Annotated in this window: 19 protein-coding genes and 1 riboswitch; of the genes, 4 read left to right on the forward strand and 15 right to left on the reverse strand. The window is 73.7% G+C overall.

Annotation, left to right across the window (positions count from 1 at the left end):
* Positions 1-4: 4 nt before the first annotated feature.
* The 3 genes from QQM72_RS21340 to QQM72_RS21350 are packed head-to-tail and all read left to right on the forward strand — an operon-like array spanning position 5 to position 2,792.
* Positions 5-838, forward strand: coding sequence for an amino acid ABC transporter permease (locus tag QQM72_RS21340; RefSeq protein WP_314222460.1), 834 nt, complete (start codon positions 5-7; stop codon positions 836-838).
* Positions 835-1,686: an amino acid ABC transporter ATP-binding protein gene (locus tag QQM72_RS21345; protein ID WP_314222461.1), complete on the forward strand. Its 852-nt coding sequence runs from the start codon at positions 835-837 to the stop codon at positions 1,684-1,686. The genes QQM72_RS21340 and QQM72_RS21345 overlap by 4 nt, the downstream gene beginning before the upstream one ends.
* A 14-nt stretch (positions 1,687-1,700) precedes the next feature.
* Entirely contained in the window at positions 1,701-2,792 is a 1,092-nt protein-coding gene (locus QQM72_RS21350) for an amidohydrolase family protein (protein ID WP_314222462.1), read from the forward strand.
* Positions 2,793-3,133: 341 nt separating this feature from the next.
* Here QQM72_RS21350 and cobC read toward each other — a convergent pair whose 3' ends face one another.
* From cobC to cobM, 6 genes are read right to left on the reverse strand one after another with little or no spacing between them, the layout of a single operon-like run.
* Positions 3,134-4,231 (reverse strand): Rv2231c family pyridoxal phosphate-dependent protein CobC, encoded by a 1,098-nt coding sequence (gene cobC, locus QQM72_RS21355; RefSeq protein WP_314222463.1) that lies wholly within the window; start codon positions 4,229-4,231, stop codon positions 3,134-3,136.
* On the reverse strand, positions 4,221-5,150 hold the full coding sequence (locus tag QQM72_RS21360) for a sirohydrochlorin chelatase (RefSeq protein ID WP_314222464.1): 930 nt from the start codon (positions 5,148-5,150) through the stop codon (positions 4,221-4,223). Before QQM72_RS21360 ends, cobC begins: the two co-directional genes overlap by 11 nt.
* Complete coding sequence (locus QQM72_RS21365; RefSeq protein WP_314222465.1) at positions 5,147-5,737, reverse strand: precorrin-8X methylmutase; 591 nt, start codon at positions 5,735-5,737, stop codon at positions 5,147-5,149. Before QQM72_RS21365 ends, QQM72_RS21360 begins: the two co-directional genes overlap by 4 nt.
* On the reverse strand, positions 5,734-7,461 hold the full coding sequence (gene cobJ, locus QQM72_RS21370) for a precorrin-3B C(17)-methyltransferase (RefSeq protein WP_314222466.1): 1,728 nt from the start codon (positions 7,459-7,461) through the stop codon (positions 5,734-5,736). The genes QQM72_RS21365 and cobJ overlap by 4 nt, the downstream gene beginning before the upstream one ends.
* A complete protein-coding gene (gene cbiE / locus QQM72_RS21375) occupies positions 7,458-8,738 on the reverse strand; it encodes a precorrin-6y C5,15-methyltransferase (decarboxylating) subunit CbiE (protein ID WP_314222467.1) in 1,281 nt (426 codons plus the stop codon). The genes cobJ and cbiE overlap by 4 nt, the downstream gene beginning before the upstream one ends.
* Positions 8,735-9,553: a precorrin-4 C(11)-methyltransferase gene (cobM, locus tag QQM72_RS21380; protein WP_314222468.1), complete on the reverse strand. Its 819-nt coding sequence runs from the start codon at positions 9,551-9,553 to the stop codon at positions 8,735-8,737. Before cobM ends, cbiE begins: the two co-directional genes overlap by 4 nt.
* 110 nt (positions 9,554-9,663) lie before the next feature.
* On the opposite strand from cobM, the gene QQM72_RS21385 reads away from it, so the two are divergent.
* Positions 9,664-10,392 carry a ZIP family metal transporter gene (locus QQM72_RS21385; protein WP_310436508.1) on the forward strand — a complete coding sequence of 243 codons (729 nt, stop codon included), beginning with the start codon at positions 9,664-9,666 and terminating at the stop codon, positions 10,390-10,392.
* 17 nt (positions 10,393-10,409) lie between these two features.
* Here the strand turns inward: QQM72_RS21385 and cobI are convergent, their stop codons facing one another.
* The 9 genes from cobI to QQM72_RS21430 form a co-directional block, all read right to left on the reverse strand.
* Positions 10,410-11,141 carry a precorrin-2 C(20)-methyltransferase gene (gene cobI, locus QQM72_RS21390; RefSeq protein WP_314222469.1) on the reverse strand — a complete coding sequence of 244 codons (732 nt, stop codon included), beginning with the start codon at positions 11,139-11,141 and terminating at the stop codon, positions 10,410-10,412.
* Complete coding sequence (locus tag QQM72_RS21395) at positions 11,138-12,616, reverse strand: cobyrinate a,c-diamide synthase (RefSeq protein WP_314222470.1); 1,479 nt, start codon at positions 12,614-12,616, stop codon at positions 11,138-11,140. The genes cobI and QQM72_RS21395 overlap by 4 nt, the downstream gene beginning before the upstream one ends.
* 4 nt (positions 12,617-12,620) lie before the next feature.
* Positions 12,621-13,220 carry a cob(I)yrinic acid a,c-diamide adenosyltransferase gene (cobO, locus tag QQM72_RS21400; protein WP_314222471.1) on the reverse strand — a complete coding sequence of 200 codons (600 nt, stop codon included), beginning with the start codon at positions 13,218-13,220 and terminating at the stop codon, positions 12,621-12,623.
* A complete protein-coding gene (locus QQM72_RS21405; RefSeq protein ID WP_314222472.1) occupies positions 13,220-15,262 on the reverse strand; it encodes a putative cobaltochelatase in 2,043 nt (680 codons plus the stop codon). Before QQM72_RS21405 ends, cobO begins: the two co-directional genes overlap by 1 nt.
* On the reverse strand, positions 15,259-18,915 hold the full coding sequence (gene cobN, locus QQM72_RS21410) for a cobaltochelatase subunit CobN (RefSeq protein WP_314222473.1): 3,657 nt from the start codon (positions 18,913-18,915) through the stop codon (positions 15,259-15,261). The genes QQM72_RS21405 and cobN overlap by 4 nt, the downstream gene beginning before the upstream one ends.
* A complete protein-coding gene (locus tag QQM72_RS21415; protein ID WP_314222474.1) occupies positions 18,912-20,480 on the reverse strand; it encodes a cobyric acid synthase in 1,569 nt (522 codons plus the stop codon). Before QQM72_RS21415 ends, cobN begins: the two co-directional genes overlap by 4 nt.
* The gene (locus tag QQM72_RS21420; protein ID WP_314222475.1) at positions 20,477-21,466 is read right to left on the reverse strand and encodes a cobalamin biosynthesis protein; all 990 of its coding nucleotides are present in this window, start codon (positions 21,464-21,466) and stop codon (positions 20,477-20,479) included. The genes QQM72_RS21415 and QQM72_RS21420 overlap by 4 nt, the downstream gene beginning before the upstream one ends.
* A gap of 101 nt (positions 21,467-21,567) precedes the next feature.
* A riboswitch (cobalamin riboswitch) is annotated at positions 21,568-21,707 on the reverse strand.
* Between the two features lie 131 nt (positions 21,708-21,838).
* Positions 21,839-22,060, reverse strand: coding sequence for a hypothetical protein (locus QQM72_RS21425; protein ID WP_020130440.1), 222 nt, complete (start codon positions 22,058-22,060; stop codon positions 21,839-21,841).
* Between the two features lie 34 nt (positions 22,061-22,094).
* A complete protein-coding gene (locus QQM72_RS21430; RefSeq protein ID WP_314222476.1) occupies positions 22,095-23,348 on the reverse strand; it encodes an inorganic phosphate transporter in 1,254 nt (417 codons plus the stop codon).
* Positions 23,349-23,596: the final 248 nt, after the last annotated feature.

Below are 23,596 nucleotides of genomic sequence, written 5' to 3' on the forward strand. Positions count from 1 at the left end.
CCCCATGGCCGACAGCGACGTACGACTCCAACCGAAGAAGAAGGGCCTGACCCGGCGGCAGAAGCGCAGCCTCTCGCGCGGCGCGCAGTACGTCGTCTTCGTCGCCGCCGTGATCGTCTTCGCGGTCACGGCGGACTGGGGCCGGCTGAAGAACCAGTTCGCCCAGTGGGACATCGCGAAGGAGATGTTCCCCGACGTCATCACGCTGGCGTTGAAGAACACCGTGCTGTACACGGTGTCCGGCTTCGTCCTCGGCCTGGTGCTCGGGCTGGTCATCGCCCTGATGCGGCTGTCCTCCGTGGGCCCGTACCGCTGGCTGGCCGGTGTCTACATCGAGATCTTCCGCGGTCTGCCCGCCCTGCTGATCTTCGTCTTCATCGGCGTGGCCGTGCCGCTGGCCTTCCCCGGCACGGAGATCGTCGGCGGCACCTACGGCAAGGCGGCCCTCGGGCTCGGCCTGATCGGGGCCGCGTACATGGCGGAGACGTTCCGCGCGGGCATCCAGGCGGTGCCCAAGGGACAGCTTGAGGCGGCCCGGTCGCTGGGCTTCTCGCCCGCCCGCGCGATGGTCTCGGTCATCATCCCGCAGGCGTTCCGGATCATCCTCCCGCCGCTCACCAACGAGCTGATCATGCTCTTCAAGGACTCCTCCCTGGTGCTGCTCCTCGGGGTGACGCTGGAGGAGCGTGAACTGTCCAAGTACGGCCGTGACCTGGCCAGCACCACCGCCAACTCCACGCCGATCCTGGTCGCCGGCCTGTGCTACCTGCTGGTGACCATCCCGCTCGGCTTCGTCGTGCGGCGCATGGAGGCCAAGGCCCAGGAGGCCGTGAGATGAGCCGAGCCGAGATCGAAGTCCGCGACCTGCACAAGTCGTTCGGCGCCAACGAGGTGCTGCGCGGCATCGACCTGGAGATCGGCCAGGGCGAGGTCGTCTGTGTGATCGGCCCGTCCGGTTCCGGCAAGTCGACGCTGCTGCGCTGTGTGAACCTGCTGGAGGAGCCCACCAAGGGCCAGGTCTTCGTGGGCGGTACCGAACTCACCGACCCGGACGTCGACATCGACGCCGTCCGCCGCCGTATCGGGATGGTCTTCCAGCAGTTCAACCTCTTCCCGCACCTGACGGTGACCGAGAACCTCACGCTCCCGCAGCGCCGGGTGCTCCGGCGCGGCAAGGCGGCGGCGGCGAAGGTGGCCGCCGAGAACCTGGAGCGGGTGGGGCTGTCGGAGAAGGCGGACGCCTACCCCGCCTCCCTCTCCGGCGGCCAGCAGCAGCGCGTCGCGATCGCCCGCGCGCTGGCCATGGGGCCCGAGGTGATGCTGTTCGACGAGCCGACGTCGGCGCTCGACCCGGAGCTGGTCGGCGACGTCCTCGCGGTCATGCGGATGCTGGCCGACGAGGGCATGACGATGATGGTCGTCACCCACGAGATGACCTTCGCCCGCGAGGTCGCCGACCGGGTCGTCTTCATGGACGGCGGGGTGATCGTGGAGGACGGCACCCCGGCCGAGGTCATCGGGAACCCCAGCCACGAGCGCACCCGGCACTTCCTCTCCCGCCTCCTCGACCCGGCGATGGCCGAGTTGGCCGACGCGGGGGAAGGCGCCTCCGGCCAGGTGGACGGTCAGGGAGACGGCCGGGTGGACGGCCGGGCGGGGGACCGGAAGGGCGAGCCGGAGCAGTAGTTAGGGTGCACCGCATGAGCGATCGCGCGGTGCTGCACGTGAAGGGCCGGATCCTGACCGGATCCGACGACGTCCGCGACGGGTTGTGGGTCGTCGGCGGCCGGATCTCCTACGACCGTCCCGTCGGCGCCCGCGACGTGCGCACGGTCGAGGGCTGGGCGCTGCCCGGCCTGGTCGACGCCCACTGCCATGTGGGTCTGGGCGCGCACGGCCCCGTCGACACGGACGTCGCCGAGAAGCAGGCGCTGACCGACCGCGAGGCGGGCGCCCTGCTGATCCGCGACGCCGGCTCGCCCTCGGACACCCGCTGGGTCGACGACCGCGAGGACCTCCCGAAGATCATCCGGGCGGGCCGGCACATCGCCCGCACCCGCCGCTACATCCGCGGCTACGCGCACGAGATCGAGCCCGAGGACCTGGTCGCGTACGTCGCGCGGGAGGCCCGGCGCGGTGACGGCTGGGTCAAGCTGGTCGGCGACTGGATCGACCGCGAGGTGGGCGACCTGGCCCCCAGCTGGCCGCGGGAGGCGGCCGAGGCGGCCATCGCGGAGGCCCACCGCCTGGGCGCGCGGGTGACGGCGCACTGCTTCGCCGAGAACTCCCTGCGCGACCTCGTCGAGTCGGGCATCGACTGCGTCGAGCACGCGACGGGCCTGACCGACGAGCTGATCCCGCTGTTCGCGTCACGAGGCGTGGCGATCGTGCCGACCCTGGTCAACATCGCCACCTTCCCGGGCCTGGCCGCCGGCGGCGAGTCCAAGTTCCCGCGCTGGTCGGCCCATATGCGCCGGCTCCACGAACGCCGTTACGACACCGTGCGCTCCGCCTACGACGCCGGCATCCCGGTCTTCGTCGGCACGGACGCCGGCGGCACGCTGCCGCACGGTCTGGTGGCCGCGGAGGTCGCGGAGCTGGTGACGGCGGGCATCCCCCCGCTGGCGGCGCTCGCGGCGACGACCTGGGGCGCGCGCGAGTGGCTCGGGCGCCCCGGTCTGGTGGAGGGCGCTCCGGCGGACCTGGTGGTCTACGAGAGCGACCCGCGCGAAGACGTACGGGTGCTGGCGGCCCCGCGCCGGGTGGTACTGAACGGCACGGTGGTGAGCTGAGAGCGCCGTGCCGCGGACGGTTGTGGAGAACGTGCGTGCCGACGGATTCGAAGACACGCACGGAAAACACGCGGGACCCCGGCGTCCTTCCCGGGACTCCGGCCTCTTTCCCGGGACCCCGGCGTCATCCCCGGGGCTCGGGCATCATCCCCGGGACCCCGGCGTCATCCCCGGGACCCCGGCGTCATCCCCGGGGCTCGGGCATCATCCCCGGGACCCCGGCGTCCTTCCCGGGGCTCGGGCATCATCCCCGGGACCCCGGCGTCCTTCCCGGGACTCCGGCCTCATCCGCGGGGCTCCGGCCTTTTCCCGGGACCCCGCTCGTCCGAGGGACCCCGCCCTCATCCCCGGGTCAGGGCCAACGCCTGGTCCAGCGCCTGGAGGAAGCGGTTCACCGTCGCCCGGTTCCGTACCGCCAGCCGCAGCCACTCCTCGTCCAGCCCCGGGAAGGTGTCCCCGCGCCGGACCGCGAACCCCAGGGTGCGCAGCCGTCGGCGGACGGCGTCGGCCCCGGGCAGCCGCACCAGGACGAACGGGCCCTCCGCAGGCCCTGCGACCCGCACCCCCTCGACGGCGAACTCCTCCAGACCGGCCACGAGATGCGCCCGGTCCGCGGCGACGCGGTGGGCGGCGTGGGCGGCCTCCGCCAGTGCCTGCGCCCCCATGCACGCCTCGGCCGCCACCAGCGCCGGCGTGGACACCGGCCACAGCGGCTGGGCCCGCTCCAGGTCGGCGACGGTCTCCGGCGCGGCGAGCACATAGCCGATCCGCAGCCCGGCCAGCCCCCAGGTCTTGGTCAGGCTGCGCAGCACCACCAGGCCGGGCACGTCCGTGTGTCCGGCGAGGGCCTCCCGCTCGCCCGGCACCGCGTCCATGAACGCCTCGTCGACCACCAGCGTCCGTCCGGGCCGGGCCAGCCGCCGGATCGTCTCCGCCGGGTGCAGCACCGACGTGGGGTTCGTCGGATTGCCGATGACCACCAGGTCCGCCGTCTCCGGGACGGCCGCCGGATCCAGCCGGAAGCCGTCCTCGGCGCGCAGCACCACCCGGTCCACGCTGTGCCCCGCGTCCCGCAGCGCCGCCTCCGGCTCGGTGAACTGCGGGTGCACGACGACGGGCCGCCGCACCTTCAGGGCCCGTGCCAGCAGCACGAACGCCTCCGCCGCGCCCGCCGTCAGCAGCACCCGCTCGACGGGCAGCCCGTGCCGCGCCGCGACCGCCGCCCGCGCGGCCCGGCCGTCCGGGTAGGCCGCCAGGCCGCCCAGGGACGCGGCGACCCGCTCCCGCAGCCAGCGCGGAGGGGTGTCCGCGCGGACGTTCACCGCGAGGTCGACGAGCGCCGAGCCGTCGTCGCGCACCTCGGCGTCCCCGTGGTGGCGCAGGTCGTGGCCGCCGGGGTGACCCGCGGCGGGTCCCTCGGCGGGTCCCTCAGTGCGCATGGGAGTGCGCGTGGCCGTGATGGTGGTGGCCGTCGTGGTGGTGGCCCTCGTCGTCCGGGTGGAAGTGCGGCTGCTGCGGCGTGCCCACCTTGTCCTCGAAGCCCGGCAGCGCGATCCGGTACACGCACGAGTCGCAGTTCATCCGCAGGTCGCCCTTGACGGCCTCCTCGTACCGCTCCATCACCAGGTCGAGCAGCTCCGGCTCGGGACCGATGACGTCCGCCGACCGCACCTCGACCTCCGGATGCGCGGCCGCCCAGCCCTCGGTCTGGTGCCGGACCCGCTCGGGAAGGATCCCGGTGAACAGGAAGTAGGGGAGCACGACGATCCGCTTCGCCCCCAGCCGCACACAGCGGTCGAGCCCGCTCGGCACGTCCGGTGCGGCCAGCGACACGAACGCGGTCTCCACACCCGCGTACCCGCGCCCCTCCCACAGCAGCCGCGCCGCCTTGTACACCTCGGCGTTGGCGTCCGGGTCCGTCGAACCGCGCCCGACCAGCAGCACGGTCACGTCGGCCAGGTCCTCGGGGGTGCGCCCCACGGTGCCCAGCGCCTCGTCCAGCCGCCGCTCCAGCACCTGCAGCAGCGCCGGGTGCGGGCCCAGCGGACGCCCGTACGTGTAGGAGATCCCCGGGTGCCGCTCCTTCTCGCGGGACAGCGCCGCGGGGATGTCGCCCTTGGCGTGCCCGGCGGACACCAGCATCAGCGGTACGGCGGCGAACCTTCGTACGCCACGTTCCACCAGTTCCGTCACCGCCTCGCCCAGCGGCGGCGGGGACAGCTCGATGAAACCGCCCGCGACGGGCAGTTCGGGGTGGCGGCGGCCCAACTCCCGTACGAAGTCACGGAACGCCTCGGCTCCGGCCTCGTCCCGGGTGCCATGGCCGGCGATGAGCAGGGCGGGCGGCTGGGTGGTCACTGTTTCTCCTCGGAGAGCGAAAGGGGGGTGTACAGCAGGGCGTTGAGCGCGGCGGCGGCGACCGCCGACCCGCCCTTCTCGGACACGTTGCTCACGGCGGGCAGTCCGCTCTCGCGGAGCGCGGCCTTCGACTCGGCCGCCCCGACGAAGCCGACGGGCAGGCCGATGACCAGCGCGGGGGAGGCGCCCAGCGTCAGCAGCTCCTCCAGGGCGGTCGGCGCGCAGCCGATCACCCAGAGGGCGCCGGGCCCGACCTCCTCGTACGCCAGCCGGATCGCGTGGGCGGACCGGGTGAGACCGGGGCCGGCCGTGGCGTCCCTGAGACGGCAGACGGTCTCCCGCCGGGTGATCCCCGCGGCCACCATCTCCACGTCGACGACGACCGGCGCCCCGGCGTGCAGCGCGGCGTGCGCCTGCGCCAACTCGGCCTCGTCCAGCACGAGATCGTGCGCGTACTCCAGATCGGCGGCGGAGTGGATGACCCGCTCCACCACCGCCCGGCTCAGCGGCGCGAAGTGCGAGGTGTCCAGGCGGGCACGCAGCCGCCGGAAGGACTCCTGCTCGATCGGATGGACCACACGGTTCACAGGGCGCCCTCCAGGGAGTCGTCCCGCGAGCCTTCCGGGGAGTTGTCCTGCCATCGGTAGCCGCGCGGCGTCACCATGCGCCCCGCGATGTTCCGGGTCGCCGTGTTGCCCACGGTCACGACCGTCATCATGTCGACCCAGGCCGGGTCGAGTTCCGTGAGCGTCGTCAGCCGCGCGGTGCCGTCCGGGCGCGAGGCGTTGCGCACGACACCCACCGGTGTCGTCGGCTCCCGGTGCTCGGCGAGGATCGAGAGCGCCTTGGGGAGCTGCCAGTCGCGTCCCCGGGAACGGGGGTTGTAGAAGGTGACCACGATGTCCGCCTCGGCCGCCGCCCGCACCCGCCGCTCGATGACCTCCCACGGCGTGTGCAGATCGGACAGGCTGATCGACACATGGTCGTGGCCCAGCGGCGCGCCGAGGATCGCGCCGGCCGCGAGCGCGGCGGTCACCCCCGGCACCCCGACCACGTCGATGTCGTCGGACGCCTCGGCGAGCGCGGGGGAGGCCATCGCGTACACGCCCGCGTCCCCGCTGCCGATCAGCGCCACGCTCCGCCCGCGCCGGGCCTCCTCGACGGCCGTCCGGGCCCGCTCCTCCTCGGCGCCGAGCCCCGACTCCAGGATCCGGGTGCCGGGTCGCAGCAGGTCGCGGATCTGGTCGACGTACTGGTCGAGGCCGACGAGCACCGAGGCCCGCTCCAGCTCCGCCTTCGCCCGCGGCGTGAGCAGGTCCCGGGCGCCGGGCCCGAGCCCGACCACCGCGAGCCGCCCGCGCGCGGGGCGCCGTACGACGGCACAGGTGGCCATCGCGGGCCGCCCGTCCGCGCGCTCCGACTTCCGCTTGGGGACGAGGAGTTCACCCCCGCCGATCAGGGCCGCCGCCTCCGCCACGGACGGCGTGCCGACGGCGGCGAGCGGCGCGTCGGACGGGTTCGGCACCTCGACGCCCGCCAGCTCCTCGGCGCGGTACGTCACCACGGGCACGCCGAGCCGCCGGGCGGCCTCGACGATGCCCGGCTCGTACCGCTTGGCGTCGACGGTGGCGAGCTCGGCGAGACTGCGGACGGACAGCCCCGCCTCCCGCAGCACGCCCTCGACGAGGCCGAGCACCTCGTCGGCCGGGGCGCCCCCGGACGCGCCGACACCGACGACGAGGGACGGCGGACGCAGCAGCACCTCCTTGGACCCGGGCTCGACCGCGCGGTCCGTCAGCCGCACGGTGTACGACCCCCGCTCCGCGAACGGCACCGGCGGCAGCGGCCACGCCACCTCGGCGGCCAGCGCGACCGGCTCGCCGTCCAGCAGGGCCCGCGTCACGCCGGCCACGTCGCCCTCCACGGGAAGGCCGAGCGTGTCGAGACCGGGGATGCCGACGGCGTCCGTGGCCGTGGTCACCACCGGCTGCGCACCCAGCAACTCGCCCACGGCCAGAGCGAGTTCGTTGGCTCCGCCGGCGTGCCCGCCGATCACCGGGACGGCGAACCGCCCGGCCTCGTCGACGCACACCACACCCGGGTCGCACGTCTTGTCGGACAGCAGCGGCGCGACCAGGCGGACGACCGCCCCGGTCGCCAGGAAGCACACGAGCTGCTCGCACTCGGCGAACGCCCGCCGGACGGCGTCCCCGACCGGGCCGTCGTACACGCGCGTGCGGTCCGGCCAGGCCGCGGCCAGCCGGTCGCGCGCCGCCGCCCCCGCCGCGGTGGCGGAAATGAGGCCGATCACAGGGCTACTCCTTCTCGGTGAACAGGGTGCGCGCCGACGGCGTCCTTGACACCCCACAGCAGGAAAACGGGATTGGTCGCGGCCAGCCGGGTCACGTCACCCGGCAGCGGCGCGAGCCGTGAGGAGTGCAGCAGCACACCGTCGCAGCCGAACCCGGCGTCGCCGAGCGCGGCCCGCACCGCCGGGACCCGGTCCAGCGCGGCCATCGCGACGACCACGGTCCGCCGGGCCCGCCGCGCGCACGCGGCGACGATGCCCGGCAGCTCGCGCCCGCCGCCGCCGACGAACACGGCGTCGGGATCGTCGAGTCCGGCCAGCGCGTCGGGCGCGCCGCCGTGCACCACGTGCACGTCGACGCCGTGCGCCTCGGCGTTGGCGCGGATCCGCGCGACCCCGTCCGCCGCCCTCTCGACGGCGCTGACGGCGGCGCCGAGCCGCGCGCACTCCACGGCCACGGATCCCGACCCGGAGCCCACGTCCCAGACCAGATCGCCGGAGCGCGGTCCGAGCCGGGCCAGGGCCAGCGCCCGCACCTCGAACTTGGTGATCATCGAGTCGCGGTGGGCGAAGTCGCCCTCGTCCAGCGCCCACCCGGCGGGCCGGAACCCGGGCCCGGCCAGCGTCCGTACCGGACCGAGCGTCCGCGCCTCGTCCAGGCACAGGACGACACTCACCGCCGTACCCCAGTCGCGTCCGGCGGCCTCGCCGGGGGAGACGCGCTCCACGCGTTCGCCCGCCGGGTCGCCGAGCGCGCAGGCCACGACGAGCACCCGGCCGGGCGCGCTGCGCGCGAGCGCGGCGCCCAGCTCGGCGGGCCCGGCGCCCGGCCCGGTCAGGACGGCGACCTTCGGGTGCGCCCGGCAGACGTTGACGGCCGTGCGGGGATCGCGCCCGTGCGCGCTCACGACGACGGCGTCGTCCCAGGTCAGTCCGAGCCGCGCGAAGGCGGTGGCCACGGAGGAGACACCGGGCCGGACGTCCAGCCGGTGCGCCCCGAACCGTTCGGCCAGCGCCCGCACGATCCCGAAGAAGCCGGGGTCGCCGGAGGCCAGCACGACCACGCGCCGGTCCTTCGCGACGTACTCCTCCATGGCGTCGAGGGCCGGGGCGAGCGGACCGAGCACGATCCGCTCGACGGACGCGGGCAGCTCCGCGGCGTCCAGATGGCGCCGCCCGCCCACGACGAGTTCGGCGCAGGCCAGGACGTCCTCGCCGGGCGCCGTCCCCGTGCCCGTACCGACGACGGTGACCGGCCGGCCGGTGATCGGTCGGTTCACGTACCGGCACCCCGTGTCCGCAGCGCCCGGCGGGCCTCCGGGTCGGCCTTGCGATAGCCGTGGAAGTGACCGGGGTGGTAGAGGTGCGAGCGGGTGCCGTGCGCGTCGAGGGCGGGGCCGACCAGGAAGAGGGTGTGCTTCCAGAGCTTGTGCTCCTTGACGGTCTCCTCCAGCGTCTCGATCGTGCACTTCACGACCAGCTCCTCCGGCCAGGTCGCCTGGTAGGCGATGACCACCGGGGTGGCGGTCGGGTAGCCGCCCTCCAGCAGTTCCCGCACCAGCTGACCGCTGCGCGCGGCCGACAGGAAGATCGCCATGGTCGTGCCGTGCTTGGCGAACTCCCGTACCTCCTCGCCGGGCGGCATCGGCGTCTTGCCGCCGCCGAGCCGGGTGAGGACGACCGACTGCGCGACCTCGGGGATCGTCAGCTCGCGCCGGGCGAGCGCGGCGACGGCCGAGAAGGAGGAGACCCCGGGCACGATCTCGGTCTCGAGGCCGAGCTCCTCGCACCGGTCGAGCTGCTCCTGCGTACCGCCCCAGAGGGCGGGGTCGCCGGAGTGGATGCGGGCGACCTTCAGCCCCTCCCGGCGGGCCCGCTCGTACACGGCGACGACGTCCTCCAGGGACATGGTCGCCGAGTCGAGGATCTCCGCGCCCTCGCGCGCGTGCTCGAGAACCTCCGCCTGGACCAGGCTCGCGGCCCAGATCACGACGTCGGCGTCGGCGATGGCACGCGCGGCGCGGAACGTCAGCAGGTCGGCGGCGCCGGGGCCGGCACCGACGAAGGTCACCTTGCCGGTGGGGGCATCGGCCATGGGTTCGGGTCCTCTCATCACGGGCGTTGTGTGTGCGTTACCGCTGATTTGCGGGGCCGGCGGGCGGCGCGGATGTGCGCGATCGGGGGTTGATCGGATAGCAAGGGCCTATGGCGGTCTTCGTCGCGCTCGGCGCGTTCCTCATGACGCTGGCCGGCGGCTGGACGGCACAGCGCGTGACCGACCGCCGCCACCTGGTGCTGGGCCTGGCCGGCGGCCTGATGCTGGGCGTCGTCGGCCTCGATCTGCTGCCGGAGGCACTGGAGGCGGCCGGCACCGAGGTCTTCGGCGTCCCGGCCGCGCTGCTGCTCTTCGTGGCGGGCTTCCTGCTGGCCCATCTGGTGGAACGCCTGCTGGCGGTACGGCAGGCCGCGCACGGCGCCGAGGAGCACGACGGCCGGGCCCCCGAGGTCGGCCTGACGGCGGCCGCGGCGATGGTCGGCCACAGCGCCATGGACGGCGTGGCGATCGGCGCGGCCTTCCAGGTGGGCGGCGGCATGGGCATCGCCGTCGCACTGGCGGTCATCGCCCACGACTTCGCGGACGGCTTCAACACCTACACGATCACGAGCCTGTACGGGAACGACCGCCGCAAGGCCCTGGCCATGCTGTTCGCGGACGCGGCCGCACCGGTCGTCGGCGCGGCCTCGACGTCCTTCGTCACCATCCCCGAGCAGCTGCTCGGCGCCTATCTGGGCTTCTTCGGCGGCGCGCTCCTCTATCTGGCGGCCGCCGAGATCCTCCCCGAGGCGCACCACGAACACCCCGCCCGCTCGACCGTGCTGTGCACGGTCGCGGGCGCGGCCTTCATCTGGCTGGTGGTGGGCCTGGCCTCGTGACCCGGCGGCGGACGGACTCACAGCTTGCCGCCCCGGCCGCCCTCGCGCCGCGCGGGCGCGATGAGCGTGGAGAGATACGGCAGCGGCTCGCCGTCCAGCTCCCCGGCGGGCCGGATGGACTCCTCCGCCAGACCGAGCGCCGAGCCCCACACGGCGTCCCCGAGCCGCCCGGTCTCCCGCAGTGCCTCGGCGACCTCGGCGGCCTGCCGTCCGAACTTGTAGGCCACGACGGTCCCCGGCCTGGCGAGCGCGTCCTTCAGCACGGCCGAACCCGCGGTCACCGGCACCAGCGTCAACGGCTCGGTGCCCTCGGTCAGCACGGCGCCCGACCGCGCCGCGAGATCCTGCATGGCGGTGATCCCGGGGACGGTCTCGATCACCACGCCCGGCACCGACTCCACGATGGTCTGTGCGAGATAGGTGAAGGTGGAGTACACGTTGGGATCGCCGATGGTCGCGAAGGCGACGCTGCCGTGCTGCCGCAGCAGCTCGGCGACCCGCTCCCCCGCGGCGTCCCAGGCGGCCTCCCGCCGCGCCCGGTCGGTCCGCTCGTTGAGCGCGAAGACGACCCGGACGATCTTCTCCGCCGGCGCGTAGTGCAGCACGGTGGCCTCGGCCCGTCCGCGCTCCCCGCTGTCCATCACGGGCACGACGACGATCTCGGCGGCCCGCAGCGCGTTGACGCCCTTGACGGTCACCAGCTCCGGATCCCCGGGACCCACCCCGACTCCGACCAGCCTGCTGCTCATGACGTCCGGCACCTCTCCACGAACCGACGGGCCACACCGGGCTCGGACGCCCAGTGCGTGTGCAGATAGCTCGCGTGCACACCGCGCTCCACGAAACCTTCGACCCGACGCGGGGCCAGCACTCCCCAGGCGGGTGCCGCCCCCGAGCCGGGCTCGACGACGGTCCGATGGAACTCGTGTCCGCGCATCCGCGTCCCGGCCACGGCCAGCACACTGTCGCTCACGGCCACGGCGTCCCGGTACCCGAGCGTGAGCCGCTCGCTCATCCGCGCGGTGGCGTCGAGCACCCCGCACATGGGCTGCCCGTCCAGCTCCCGGCACAGGTACAGCAGCCCGGCACACTCGGCGGCGACCGGGGCACCGGCCGCCACGAGCTCGCCGACCTCCTTGCGCAGCGCCTCGTTCCCGGACAGCTCGGCGGCGTACACCTCGGGAAACCCACCCCCGACGACCAGCCCACGGGTCCCTTCCGGAAGCGCCTCGTCCCGCAGCGGATCGAAGACGACGACCTCGGCCCCGGCGGCGGCGAGCAACTCGGCATGCTCGGCGTAGGAGAAGGTGAACGCGGCCCCACCCGCGACGGCGACCCGCACTTTCCTCTTCAGCCCGTCCGGGGGTCCCCCCTCCGGGGGAGTCGGAGGACGAGGCCCGGTCAGGGCCGAGAGCGGGGGTCCGGGAGCGGCAGCCCCCGGGGACGGGAAGGGCAGGGGCGGCGGGGGCGAGGAAGCCAGCGCCTCGGCCGCGTCCCAGGCCGCACCCGACAAGACGCCCGCACCACGCGCCAGCGCGAGCAGAGCCTCGAGATCGCAGCCCTTGGAAACCTGCGCGGCCATCGCCGCAACCGCCTCCACCGCCGAAGCCCGCCGCTCGGCGACCGGCACCAGCCCCAGATGCCGGGACGGCGTGTCCACCTGAGCCACCCGCCGCAGCACACCCAGCACCGGCACCCCGGCCGACTCGAGCGCCTCCCGCAACAACTCCTCGTGCCGGTCGGACGCGACCTTGTTCAAGATGACGCCCCCGATCCGCACCTCCGGATCCCAGGAGGCGAACCCGTGCACGAGCGCGGCCACGGACCGCGACTGCGAGGAGGCGTCGACCACGAGCACGACCGGCGCCCGCAGCAGCTTCGCCACCTGGGCGGTGGACGCCAGCTCACCCTCCCCGGCGGCCCCGTCGAACATCCCCATGACCCCTTCGACCACGGCGATGTCGCACCCGCGCGCGCCGTGCGCGAACAGCGGCCCGATCAGCTCGGGACCGCACAGGTACGCGTCGAGGTTGCGCCCCACCCGGCCGGTCGCGAGCGAGTGGTACCCGGGGTCGATGTAGTCCGGCCCGACCTTGTGCGGGGACACGGCGAGCCCCCGCGCGGTGAGCGCGGCCATCAGCCCGGTGGCGACGGTGGTCTTGCCGGAGCCCGAGGAGGGCGCGGCGACGACCAGCCGGGGCACGGAGGACGGGGAGGTCAGCACGGCGTCACCACTCGATACCCCGCTGCCCCTTCTGGCCCGCGTCCATCGGATGCTTGACCTTGGACATGTCGGTGACCAGGTCGGCGACGTCGACGAGCTTGTCCGGCGCGTTCCGCCCGGTGATCACGACGTGCTGGGTACCGGGCCGGTCCCGCAGCACGGAGACGACCTCGTCCGTGTCGACCCAGCCCCAGTGCATCGGGTACGCGAACTCGTCGAGCACGTACAGCTTGTACGTCTCGGCGGCGAGATCCCGCTTGACCTGTTCCCAGCCCTCGCGGGCCTTCTCCTCGTTGTCCGTCTGGGAGTCCCGCTGGACCCAGGACCACCCCTCGCCCATCTTGTGCCAGTCGACGCTCCCGCCCTCGCCGGAGGCGCCCAGCACGCGCAGCGCGTTCTCCTCGCCGACCTTCCACTTCGCCGACTTGACGAACTGGAACACCCCGATGGGCCACCCCTGGTTCCAGGCCCGCAGCGCGAGTCCGAAGGCGGCGGTGGACTTGCCCTTGCCGACGCCCGTGTGCACGACGACCAGCGGCCGGTTGCGTCGCTGACGTGTGGTCAGCCCGTCGTCCGGCACCACACTCGGCTGTCCCTGAGGCATTACGCGGCCCTCCTCGAAGTCCCCTGCACGTCCCTGACCAGCCCGGCGATGGAGTCGGCCCGCAGCTCGTCCAGCGTCACGGCGCTGCCCCCCAGCTCGTTCGCGAGCTGCCCCGCGAGCCCCAGCCGCACGGGCCCCGACTCGCAGTCGACGACCACCGACGCGATCGACTCGGCGGCGAACAACCGTGCCGCCCGCCCGGCGAGGGCGACCGGCTCAGGGCCGCCGGTGGCCCGTCCGTCCGTCACCACGACGACCAGCGCCCGCCGCGCCGGATCCCGCAGCCGCTCGACCCGCAGTACGTCGTGCGCCCTGAGCAGCCCGGCGGCGAGCGGCGTCCGCCCGCCGGTGGGCAGCGACTCCAGCCGTACGGCGGCGGCGTCCACCGACGAGGTGGGCGGCAGCGCGAGGTCCGCGGCCGTCCCCCGGAAGCTGACGAGCCCCACCTTGTCGCGCCGCTGATAGGCGTCGAGCAGCAGCGACAGCACGGCGCCCTTCACCGCGCTCATCCGCTGCCGGGCCGCCATCGACCCGGACGCGTCCACGACGAACAGCACGAGGTTGCCCTCACGCCCCTCCCGGGTCGCCTGCCGCAGATCGTCCCGGCGGACGACGAGCCCGCGCCCGGACCGCCCCCGCTGCCGCTGGTGCGGGGCGGCGGCCATCACCGTGGCGGCCAGGTGCAGCTTGGTCAGCGTCCCGCGGGGCCGCCGCGCACCCGTCGTGCGCCCGTGCTCGGTCCGCGCGCGTGAGCGCCGTCCGGCCGCGCCCTCACCGATCCCGGGCACGCTCAGCACCTTCGTACGGAACGGCTCGGCGGCCCGTACGGCGGACTGCTCCCCGGCACCGGAACCGGCGGGCCGCGGCTCCCCGCCCTCGCCGCTCTCCGTGCCCGCCGTGCTGTCGTCCGTCTCGGGACGGGCGGCGGTGTCGTCGTCGCCCTGCGGCCCGTCACCGTCGGACCGCGGCGGCTCCCCGCCGTCCCCGCCGCCGGGCCCGTCCGGGTCGGGGTCGGGGTCCTCGTCGTCCGGGCCGGCGAACTCCTCCAGCGTCTCGTCCAGCTTGTCCTCGTCGAGCCCCGGGGCGTCGAAGGGGTTGCGGCGCCGGCGGTGCGGCAGCGCCAGCAGCGCCGCCTGCCGTACGTCCTCCGCGAGCACGTCCCCGCGCCCGGCCCAGGCGGCCAGCGCGGTGGCCGTCCGCGCCATCACGATGTCGGCCCGCATGCCGTCCACCTCGAAGGCGGCGCAGGTCGCCGCGATCTGCCGCAGCGCCCCGTCGCCCAGCCGCACCGAGGGCAACAGCTTGCGCGCCGCCACGATCCGCCCGCGCAGGGCGCTCTCCTCGTCCGCCCACCGCTCGGCGAAGGCGGCCGGATCGTCGTCGTGGGCGAGCCTGCGCCGGACGACCTCCACCCGCTGGTCGGGCTCGCGCGAGGCGGCCACCTCCACCGTCAGCCCGAACCGGTCGAGCAACTGCGGCCGCAGCTCGCCCTCCTCGGGGTTCATGGTCCCGACGAGCAGGAACCGCGCGGCGTGGCGCACGGAGACACCCTCGCGCTCCACGTACGAGGCGCCCATGGCGGCCGCGTCGAGCAGCAGGTCGACCAGGTGGTCGTGCAGGAGGTTGACCTCGTCGACGTACAGGATCCCGCGGTGCGCGTCCGCGAGGAGTCCGGGCTCGAAGGCCTTGACGCCCTCGGCGAGCGCCCGCTCGATGTCGAGGGCGCCGACCAGCCGGTCCTCGGAGGCGCCGACGGGCAGTTCGACCATCCGGGCCGGCCGGGTCTCGAAGGCCCCCGGCTCGTGCGGTCCGTCCGGGCACGCGGGGTCGGGGGAGTCGGGGTCGCAGGAGAACCGGCAGCCGACCACCACGTCCAGGGCGGGCATGAGCGCCGCGAGGGCGCGGACGGCCGTGGACTTGGCGGTGCCCTTCTCCCCACGGACCAGCACCCCGCCCACCTTCGGCGAGACGGCGTTCAGCAGCAGCGCGAGCCGCAGGTCGTCCTGGCCTACGACGGCCGTGAACGGGAAAGGAGTACTCACTTCTCGTCGCCCTCCAGGTCGCCTTCCAGCTCCAGATAGGTGGCGCGCAGCCGCTCGATCGTGTCGGCGTCCGGCTCGGCCCACAGTCCGCGGTCGGCGGCTTCCAGGAGCCGCTCGGTGATGCCCCGCAGGGCCCACGGGTTGGACTTCTTCATGAAGTCCCGGTTCTCCGCGTCGAAGACGTACTCGGCGCTGAGTTTCTCGTACATCCAGTCGTCGACGACTCCGGCGGTGGCGTCGTACCCGAAGAGGTAGTCGACGGTCGCCGCCATCTCGAAGGCGCCCTTGTAGCCGTGCCGGCGCATGGCCGCCATCCAGCGCGGGTTGACCACCCGGGCCCGGAACACGCGGTGCGTCTCCTCGCCGAGCGTGCGCGTCCTGACCTGGTCCGGTGTCGCTGAATCGCCCACGTACGCCTCGGGGTTGGCGCCCGTCAGGTGCCGCACCATGGCGACCATGCCGCCGTGGTACTGGAAGTAGTCGTCGGCGTCGACGAGGTCGTGCTCGCGCGTGTCCACGTTCTTGGCCGCGACGGCGATCCGCTTGAACGCCGTCTCCATGTCCCCGCGCGCCGCCCGCCCGTCGAGCCCGCGCCCGTAGGCGTAGCCGCCCCAGACGGCGTACACCTCGGCGAGGTCGGCGTCCGAGCGCCAGTTGCGGGCGTCGATCAGCGGCAGCAGACCGGCACCGTAGGCCCCCGGCTTGGAGCCGAAGATACGGGCCGTCGCGCGCCGCCGGTCGCCGTGCTCGGCGGCGTCCTCGTCCACGTGGGCGCGCACGAAGTTGGACTCGGCGGGCTCGGCCAGCTCGGCCACCGCCCGCACCGCGTCGTCGATCAGCCCCACCACGTGCGGGAACGCGTCCCGGAAGAACCCGGAGATACGGACCGTGACGTCGATGCGCGGCCGGTTCAGCTCGTCCAGGGGCACGATCTCGAAGCCCGTCACCCGGCGCGAGGCGTCGTCCCACACCGGACGGCAGCCGAGCAGCGCCAGGATCTCGGCGATGTCGTCGCCCTGGGTGCGCATCGCGGAGGTGCCCCAGACCGTCAGGCCGACGGACTTGGGGTAGTCGCCCGTGTCCTGGAGGTACCGCTGCACGAGGGAGTCCGCGAGGGACTGCCCGACCTCCCAGCTCAGCCTGGAGGGAATGGCCTTGGGGTCGACCGAGTAGAAGTTCCGGCCGGTCGGCAGGACGTTGACCAGTCCGCGCGTCGGCGAGCCCGACGGACCGGCCGGGACGTAACCGCCGTCCAGCGCCTTGAGGATGTGCCCGATCTCGTCGGTGGTCCGCTCCAGCCGCGGTACGACCTCCGTGCACGCGAACTCCAGCACCGCGACGGCGTCCGGGAGTTCGGTGCCCAGCACCTCACGGACCAGCGCCCGGCTCCCGGCGACGGCCCACCCGTGCTCCTCCGCGCCCTCCGCGATCCGCCGGCACAGCTGCTCCAGCAGGTCGACGGCGTCGGCTCCGGTACGGGAGGGGCCCTCGACGAGATCCGTCAGCTCGACCGGCACCTTCACCGGCGCGCCCGGCTCGGCGAGCAGCTCCTTCTCGGCCAGCCCGAAATGGGCGGCCAGCGCGGCCCGCAGTCCCGGCAGCGCGTTCGCCTGACCGCCCCACACCTGAGAGGCGCGCAGCACGGCCAGCACGAGGTTCACCCGCGCCTCGCCGACCGGACCGCCGCCGAGGATGTGCAGCCCGTCCCTGATCTGCACGTCCTTGATCTCGCACAGATAGCCGTCGATGTGCATGACGAACTCGTCGAACGCGTCGTCGTCCGGCTGGTCGTCGACGTGCAGGTCGTGGTGCAGCTCGGCCGCCTTCACCAGCGTCCAGATCTGCGCGCGCACGGCCGGTGCCTTCGTCGGATCCAGGTCGGAGACGAGCGCGTACTCGTCGAGGAGCTGCTCCAGCTTGGCCAGGTCGCCGTAGGTGTCGGCGCGTGCCATCGGCGGCACGAGATGGTCCACGACGGTGGCGTGCCCGCGCCGCTTGGCCTGGGTGCCCTCGCCGGGGTCGTTGACGATGAACGGGTAGACGAGCGGCAGATCACCGAGGACGGCGTCCGGTGCACAGCCCCCGCTCAGCCCGAGGCCCTTGCCCGGCAGCCACTCCATCGTGCCGTGCTTGCCCATGTGCACGACGGCGTCGGCGCCGAAACTGTTCTCCAGCCACCGGTAGGCCGCCATGTAGTGGTGCGACGGCGGCATGTCGGGGTCGTGGTAGATCGCGATCGGGTTCTCGCCGAAGCCGCGCGGCGGCTGGATCATCACGACGACGTTCCCGAACTGCAGGGAGGCCAGTACGACGTCGTCCCCGTCGACGTACAGCGAACCCGGCGGCTCGCCCCACGCCTCCAGCATGCCGTCGCGCAGGCGCGGGTCGAGTTTGTCGAACCAGGCCCGGTAGTCGGCCAGCGGGACCCGGGCGGGCGCGGCGGCCAGCTGCTCCTCGGTGAGCCATTCGACGTCGTGGCCACCGGCGTTGATGAGCCGGTGGATCAGCTCGTCGCCGTTGTCCGGATGCCCCTGGACCCCGTACCCGGCGTCCCGCAGCGCGTCCAGGACCCGGATGGCCGAGGCGGGGGTGTCGAGGCCGACCGCGTTGCCGACCCGCGAGTGCTTGGTCGGGTAGGCGGTGAAGACGAGCGCCAGCTTCTTCTCGCCGTTCGGCTTGTGCCTCAGCCGGGCGTGCCGTACGGCGATCCCGGCGACGCGTGCGGCCCGCTCGGGGTCGGCGGTGTACACCGGCACGTCGTCCGGGCCCTGCTCCTTGAAGGAGAAGGGGACCGTGATGATCCGTCCGTCGAACTCCGGGATGGCGACCTGCATCGCCGCGTCCATGGGGGAGAGCGCGGCGTCGGACTCCTCCCAGGCGCTCTTCGACGAGGTGAGGCACAGCCCCTGCAGCACGGGGACGTCGAGGTCGGCGAGCGCGCCGATGTCCCAGGCCTCCTCGTCCCCGCCCGCCGAGGCCTGCGAGGCGTGCGCGCCGCCGGCGGCGAGGACCGTGGCGACGAGGGTGTCGGTCCGCCCGAGGATCTCGTAGAGCCCCGGGTCCGCCCCGCGCAGCGAACCGCAGTACACGGGAAGGGCGTTGGCGCCGTGTGCCTCGACGGCGTCGCACAGCGTGTCCACGAAGGCGGTGTTGCCGCTCAGTTCGTGCGCCCGGTAGAAGAGCACCCCGATGGTCGGCCGGCCCTCGACGAAGGCACGCTCGCCATGGACGCCGTACTCGGGCATCTTCTGCGGCTCGACGAAACCCTCACCGGTCAGCAGCACGGTGTCGGAGAGGAACCGGGCCAGCTCGGTCAGGTTGGCCGGGCCGCCCTCGACGAGATACCGCAGCGCCTCCGCCACCACACCGGCGGGCACCGACGACTCGGCCATCAGCTCCGCGTCGGGCACGGTCTCGCCGCCCAGCAGCACGGTCGGCACGCCGGACGCCTTGAGCGCGGCGAGCCCGTCCTCCCAGGCCCGCTTGCCGCCGAGCAGCCGCACGACCGCGAGGTCGGCGCCGTCGAGGAGCGCGGGGAGTTCCCCGGCGACATCCACCCGGGTCGGGTTGCCGATCCGGTACGAGGCGCCGGAAGCGGCCCGGGCCGCCAGCAGATCCGTGTCGGCGGTCGACAACAACAACACTGTGCTCATGCGGGCGCTCCCGGTGGAATGAAAGGCAGTCCTTGCGGCGCGCCCGACTCGATGAGCCGCCAGAGCGCGTCGGTGTCCGCGTGCTGTTCGATCAGGTCGCCGAGGCGGTCGAGCTGCTCCTCGCGCAGCCCGGCGAACGAGGTGTCGGCGGCGGGCACGAAGCGGCGGCCCGCGGCGGCCGCCACCTCGCGCAGGAAGGCCCGCCGGAATCCGTCCGACTCCAGCGAGCCGTGCCAGTGCGTGCCCCAGGTCTGTCCGACCCGGCAGCCGTCCAGGCCGTGTCCTCGGTCGTCGGTGAGGAACGCCTCGCCCCCCTGGACGTCGGCGACCCCGTGATGGATCTCGTACCCCTCGACCCGCTCGCCGAGGGCTTCCCCCACCGGCCGGGTCAGGGTCTTCTCGCGGGCGAACCGCACCCGGACCGGGAGGACTCCGAGGCCCGCCACCTGTCCGAGCCGGCTCTCGACCTCGTCCTCGATGTGCTCGCCGAGGAGCTGGAAGCCACCGCAGATGCCGAGGACGGGCCGCTGCTCGGCGGCCCTGCGCAGGATCGCCTCGGCCAGCCCCCGCTCCCGGAGCCACTCCAGGGCGCGCACGGTTCCCCGGGTCCCCGGAATCACCACCAGGTCGGCGTCGGCCAGTTCCTCGGGCCGGTCCACGAACCGCACGACGACGCCGGGTTCGGCGGCCAGCGCGTCCACGTCCGTGAAGTTGGACATGAGCGGGACGGCGCAGACGGCGACGCGCAGCACGTCCTCGCCGACGGGCGGGGCGGTGTCGGACTCCCGCACGGTCCCGCGCAGCGAGACCCTCCCCCACTCTCGGCTTCGCTCGAGCGGGGGGACCCCCATCCCGTCCTCCTCGTCGATGCCGAGCCCGTGCCGGAACGGCAGCACGCCGTACGTCCGCCGCCCGGTGAGCCCGTGCAGCATGTCCAGGCCCGGCTCCAGCAGGGAGACGTCCCCCCGGAACTTGTTGACCAGGAACCCGGCGACCAGTTCCTGGTCCTCGGGCGAGAGCAGGGCGACGGTGCCGAAGAAGGAGGCGAAGACGCCCCCGCGGTCGATGTCGCCGACGACGAGCACGGGCAGCCGCGCGCCCCGCGCGATCCCCATGTTCACGATGTCGGTCCGCCGCAGATTGATCTCGGCCGGACTGCCCGCCCCCTCACAGATCACCGCGTCATACGTGCCCCGCAACTCGGCGAGGCAGTCGAGGACGGTTCCGAGGAGTTTCTGCTGCCGCCCTCCGTGATACCCACGGGCGGTCATCTCGCCCACCGGCTTGCCGAGGAGCACGACCTGACTGCTCTGCTCGCCGCCCGGCTTGAGCAGCACGGGGTTCATCAGCGCGGTCGGCTCCACCCGGCAGGCCTGGGCCTGCATGGCCTGGGCCCGCCCGATCTCGGCGCCCTCCCTCGTCACGAACGAGTTGAGGGACATGTTCTGCGCCTTGAACGGTGCGACCTTCACCCCCTGCCGCACCAGCCACCGGCAGATCCCGGCCGTGACGACGCTCTTGCCGGCGTCGGAGGTGGTGCCGGCGACGAGGAGACCCCCGCTCATGTCGTACGCCCCTTCAGCTGGTTGATCCGGTTGCGCCCCTCGCCCGCGACGATGCTCGTGGCGACGGCGCGCGCGGCGACGGTGACGCCGAGCGCGAGGAGGCCGACGCGGCGGGAGAGCCGCGCGGCACGTTCGATGTCCCGGGCGACGACGGGCCGCCCGGCCGCGCCGTTCAGCACGGGCCGGTGCTCGACCCGCCCGGCGTACGACAGGGTCCCGCCCAGCCGCACCCCGAGGGCGCCCGCGAAGGACGCTTCCACCGGACCGGCGTTGGGGCTCGGATGCCGTCGGGCGTCGGCCCGCCAGGCCCGCACGGCGCCCCGCGGATCGTCCCCCGCGAGGGCGGCGAGCACGGCGGTCAGCCGGGCTCCCGGCCATCCGGCGACGTCGTCGAGACGGGCGGCGGCCCAGCCGTAGCGCAGATACCTCGGCGACCGGTGACCGACCATGGCGTCCAGGGTGTTGACGGCCCGGAACCCGACCAGGCCCGGCACCCCGCCCACGGCCCCCCACACCAGCGCCCCCACGACGGCGTCGGAGGTGTTCTCGGCGACGGACTCCACGACCGCGCGGGCGATCCCGTCGGCGTCCAGCGCCTGCGGATCCCGCCCGCACAGACGCGGCAGCCGCTCCCGGGCGGCCTCGACGTCCCCCGCCTCGAGCGCCCGGCCGATGGCCCGCGCCTCCCGGACCAGCGAACTGCCCCCGACCACGGCCCAGGTGGCGGCGGAGACGAGAGCGACGGTGGCGGCGGGGGAGGGGCGTACGGCCCGCTGAGCGACGGCTCCCAGGGCCACGGCCCCGCCGGCGCACACGACGGCGTGCAGGGCACCGCGTCCCCGGTGGTCCCGCCACAGCAGCCGTTCGACGGCGCCGGCGGCCCGCCCGAACGCGGCGACGGGATGCCCTCGGCGGGGATCTCCGAACAGCAGGTCGCCCAGAAGGCCGGTGGCGGCGCCGTACGCGTAGAGGCGATCGGCACGCATCGGCTCAGCCGGCCGTGGGGTCGGGCAGCGACCTGGTGCTGTACCTCAACGGCCGAGCGAGCATGGCGATATGTCCTCACTCAGGGTGTCCACGCCCTGGTTCGACGAGACCGGCGGCGAGAGTTCCTGGCTCCCGGGGGTTTCTACCCCGGTCACAGTGGCGGGACCGCGCCGGATTCACACCGGCTTCCTCTTCTGCTGCCGTACATGGCTCGGGCAGTCCACCACGGCCCGCAAGAGCCGTCAACTTGCCTTTGACCTGCGCGGCTCGAGTGTGCAGAACCCCACACAGGGCGCGTCGGCGGGGCCGCGAACGACAAGAGGTGCGGGACGGTGATCCGTCCCGCACCTCGAGGGTGTCCGGATGGCGCGTCAGGCGACGATCAGTGAGATCCCGTACGCCACCGCCGCCGCGCAGGCCGCGAAGCACGCGTACGCGCCGGTCACCGCGAGGGTGGCCGAGCCGCCCTGCGCCGACGCGCGTTCCTGCCGCGACAGGCCCATGACGCCGAGGGTGAACAGGGCGACGAGGCCCACGGTGACCACGAGGCTGACGCCGAAGACAGAGCCCAGGGCTGCCCAGTCGATCTTCATGCTGCTTCTCTTCCTTCGTGCCGGGTGCGCGGGCTCAGACGGCCGCGGCCGGGGGAGCGGCGGGGGTCGCGGGCTCTGCCGCCGGGCCGGGGATCGTGGCCGTCAGGTCCGCGAGGTCCTCGGCCAGGGTGCCCGGGGGCGGCGGGGTGACGGCGGCGATCGCCGTCGTGACGACGCCCGCCGGCTCGTCGTGCTCGTTGACGTTCGAGGCGTCGACGACCTCGCGCCGGGAGATCTTCCAGATGGCCGCGCTGGAGGCGATCAGGAAGACCGCGACGAGGGCCGTGCCCCAGTCGCCCAGGCCGGTGACGGACTCGGCGAGCGCGCCCACCAGGGCCGCGGCCGGGAGCGTCAGGCCCCACGCGACGAACATCCGGGTCGCCGTCGACCAGCGGACCACACCGCCCTTGCGGCCCAGCCCCGCGCCCATCACCGCACCGGAGACCGAGTGGGTGGTGGAGAGGGAGAAGCCGAGGTGCGAGGAGGCCAGGATGACCGTGGCCGCGCTGGTCTGGGCGGCGAAGCCCTGCTGCGGCTGGAGGTCGGTCAGCCCCTTGCCCATGGTGCGGATGATGCGCCAGCCGCCGAGGTAGGTGCCGAGCGCGATGGCCAGGCCGGCGGAGAGGATGACCCAGGTGGGCGGGTCGGAGTCGGGGGCCACGGCACCGCCGGCCACCAGGGCCAGGGTGATGATGCCCATCGTCTTCTGCGCGTCGTTGGTGCCGTGCGCGAGGGAGACCAGGCCGGCCGAGGCGATCTGGCCCGCGCGGTAGCCCTTGGCCGCCGCCTTGCCGTCGGCCTTCTTGCCCAGGGTGTAGGAGAGGCGGGTCGCGAGCATCGCCGCGACGCCCGCGACGATCGGTGCCGCGATCGCCGGGATCAGCACCTTGGTGACCAGGGCGTCACCGTGCACCGCGCCCATGCCGGCCGAGGCGATGGTGGCGCCGATCAGACCGCCCATCAGGGCGTGCGAGGAACTGGAGGGCAGGCCCACCAGCCAGGTCAGGAGGTTCCAGAGGATCGCGCCGACCAGGGCGGCGAAGATGACCTCGGGACGGATGCCGGTCTCGTCGACGAGACCCTTGGAGATCGTGTTGGCGACCTCCACCGAGAGGAAAGCTCCCACAAGGTTGAGCGCGGCGGACATGGCCACCGCAACCTTGGGCTTGAGGGCACCGGTCGAGATGGTGGTGGCCATCGCGTTGGCGGTGTCGTGGAAACCGTTCGTGAAATCGAACGCGAGTGCGGTGACGACCACAATCGCGAGGATCAGCGAGAAGTTTTCCATTTACCCAGGCAATCGTTCGAAGTCATTGGCGCGTTGACCGTAAGCAATCCGGGTGAACGGAAGATGAACTGGGAAGGGCATCCGGGTGTATGTGCAAGGGGGGTGCGGCGGTCCTCCGTCGCACCGCCGGGGCCGGGGTCAAGCGCCGTACGGTCGCCCGTCTTCGGCGAGCCCGCGCAACCGGCTCGCGGAGCCGCAGAAGAGATTTCGGTCACCCGGCGGCCGCCGCTGTCGGCGTACTGTCAGAA

It is taken from the genome of Streptomyces zaehneri, from assembly GCF_032248645.1.
In the GTDB taxonomy this organism is placed as follows: Bacteria; Actinomycetota; Actinomycetes; order Streptomycetales; family Streptomycetaceae; genus Streptomyces; species Streptomyces coriariae.

Excerpts from the sequence above, each read along its gene's own strand:
- QQM72_RS21340 (WP_314222460.1), top strand. The coding sequence starts at position 5 with ATGGCCGACAGCGACGTACGACTCCAACCGAAGAAGAAGGGCCTGACC.
- QQM72_RS21345 (WP_314222461.1), top strand. The coding sequence starts at position 835 with ATGAGCCGAGCCGAGATCGAAGTCCGCGACCTGCACAAGTCGTTCGGC.
- QQM72_RS21350 (WP_314222462.1), top strand. The coding sequence starts at position 1,701 with ATGAGCGATCGCGCGGTGCTGCACGTGAAGGGCCGGATCCTGACCGGA.
- cobC (WP_314222463.1), bottom strand. The coding sequence starts at position 4,231 with ATGCGCACTGAGGGACCCGCCGAGGGACCCGCCGCGGGTCACCCCGGC.
- cobM (WP_314222468.1), bottom strand. The coding sequence starts at position 9,553 with ATGGCCGATGCCCCCACCGGCAAGGTGACCTTCGTCGGTGCCGGCCCC.
- QQM72_RS21385 (WP_310436508.1), top strand. The coding sequence starts at position 9,664 with ATGGCGGTCTTCGTCGCGCTCGGCGCGTTCCTCATGACGCTGGCCGGC.
- cobI (WP_314222469.1), bottom strand. The coding sequence starts at position 11,141 with ATGAGCAGCAGGCTGGTCGGAGTCGGGGTGGGTCCCGGGGATCCGGAG.
- cobO (WP_314222471.1), bottom strand. The coding sequence starts at position 13,220 with ATGCCTCAGGGACAGCCGAGTGTGGTGCCGGACGACGGGCTGACCACA.
- cobN (WP_314222473.1), bottom strand. The coding sequence starts at position 18,915 with ATGAGCACAGTGTTGTTGTTGTCGACCGCCGACACGGATCTGCTGGCG.
- QQM72_RS21415 (WP_314222474.1), bottom strand. The coding sequence starts at position 20,480 with ATGAGCGGGGGTCTCCTCGTCGCCGGCACCACCTCCGACGCCGGCAAG.
- QQM72_RS21420 (WP_314222475.1), bottom strand. The coding sequence starts at position 21,466 with ATGCGTGCCGATCGCCTCTACGCGTACGGCGCCGCCACCGGCCTTCTG.
- QQM72_RS21425 (WP_020130440.1), bottom strand. The coding sequence starts at position 22,060 with ATGAAGATCGACTGGGCAGCCCTGGGCTCTGTCTTCGGCGTCAGCCTC.
- QQM72_RS21430 (WP_314222476.1), bottom strand. The coding sequence starts at position 23,348 with ATGGAAAACTTCTCGCTGATCCTCGCGATTGTGGTCGTCACCGCACTC.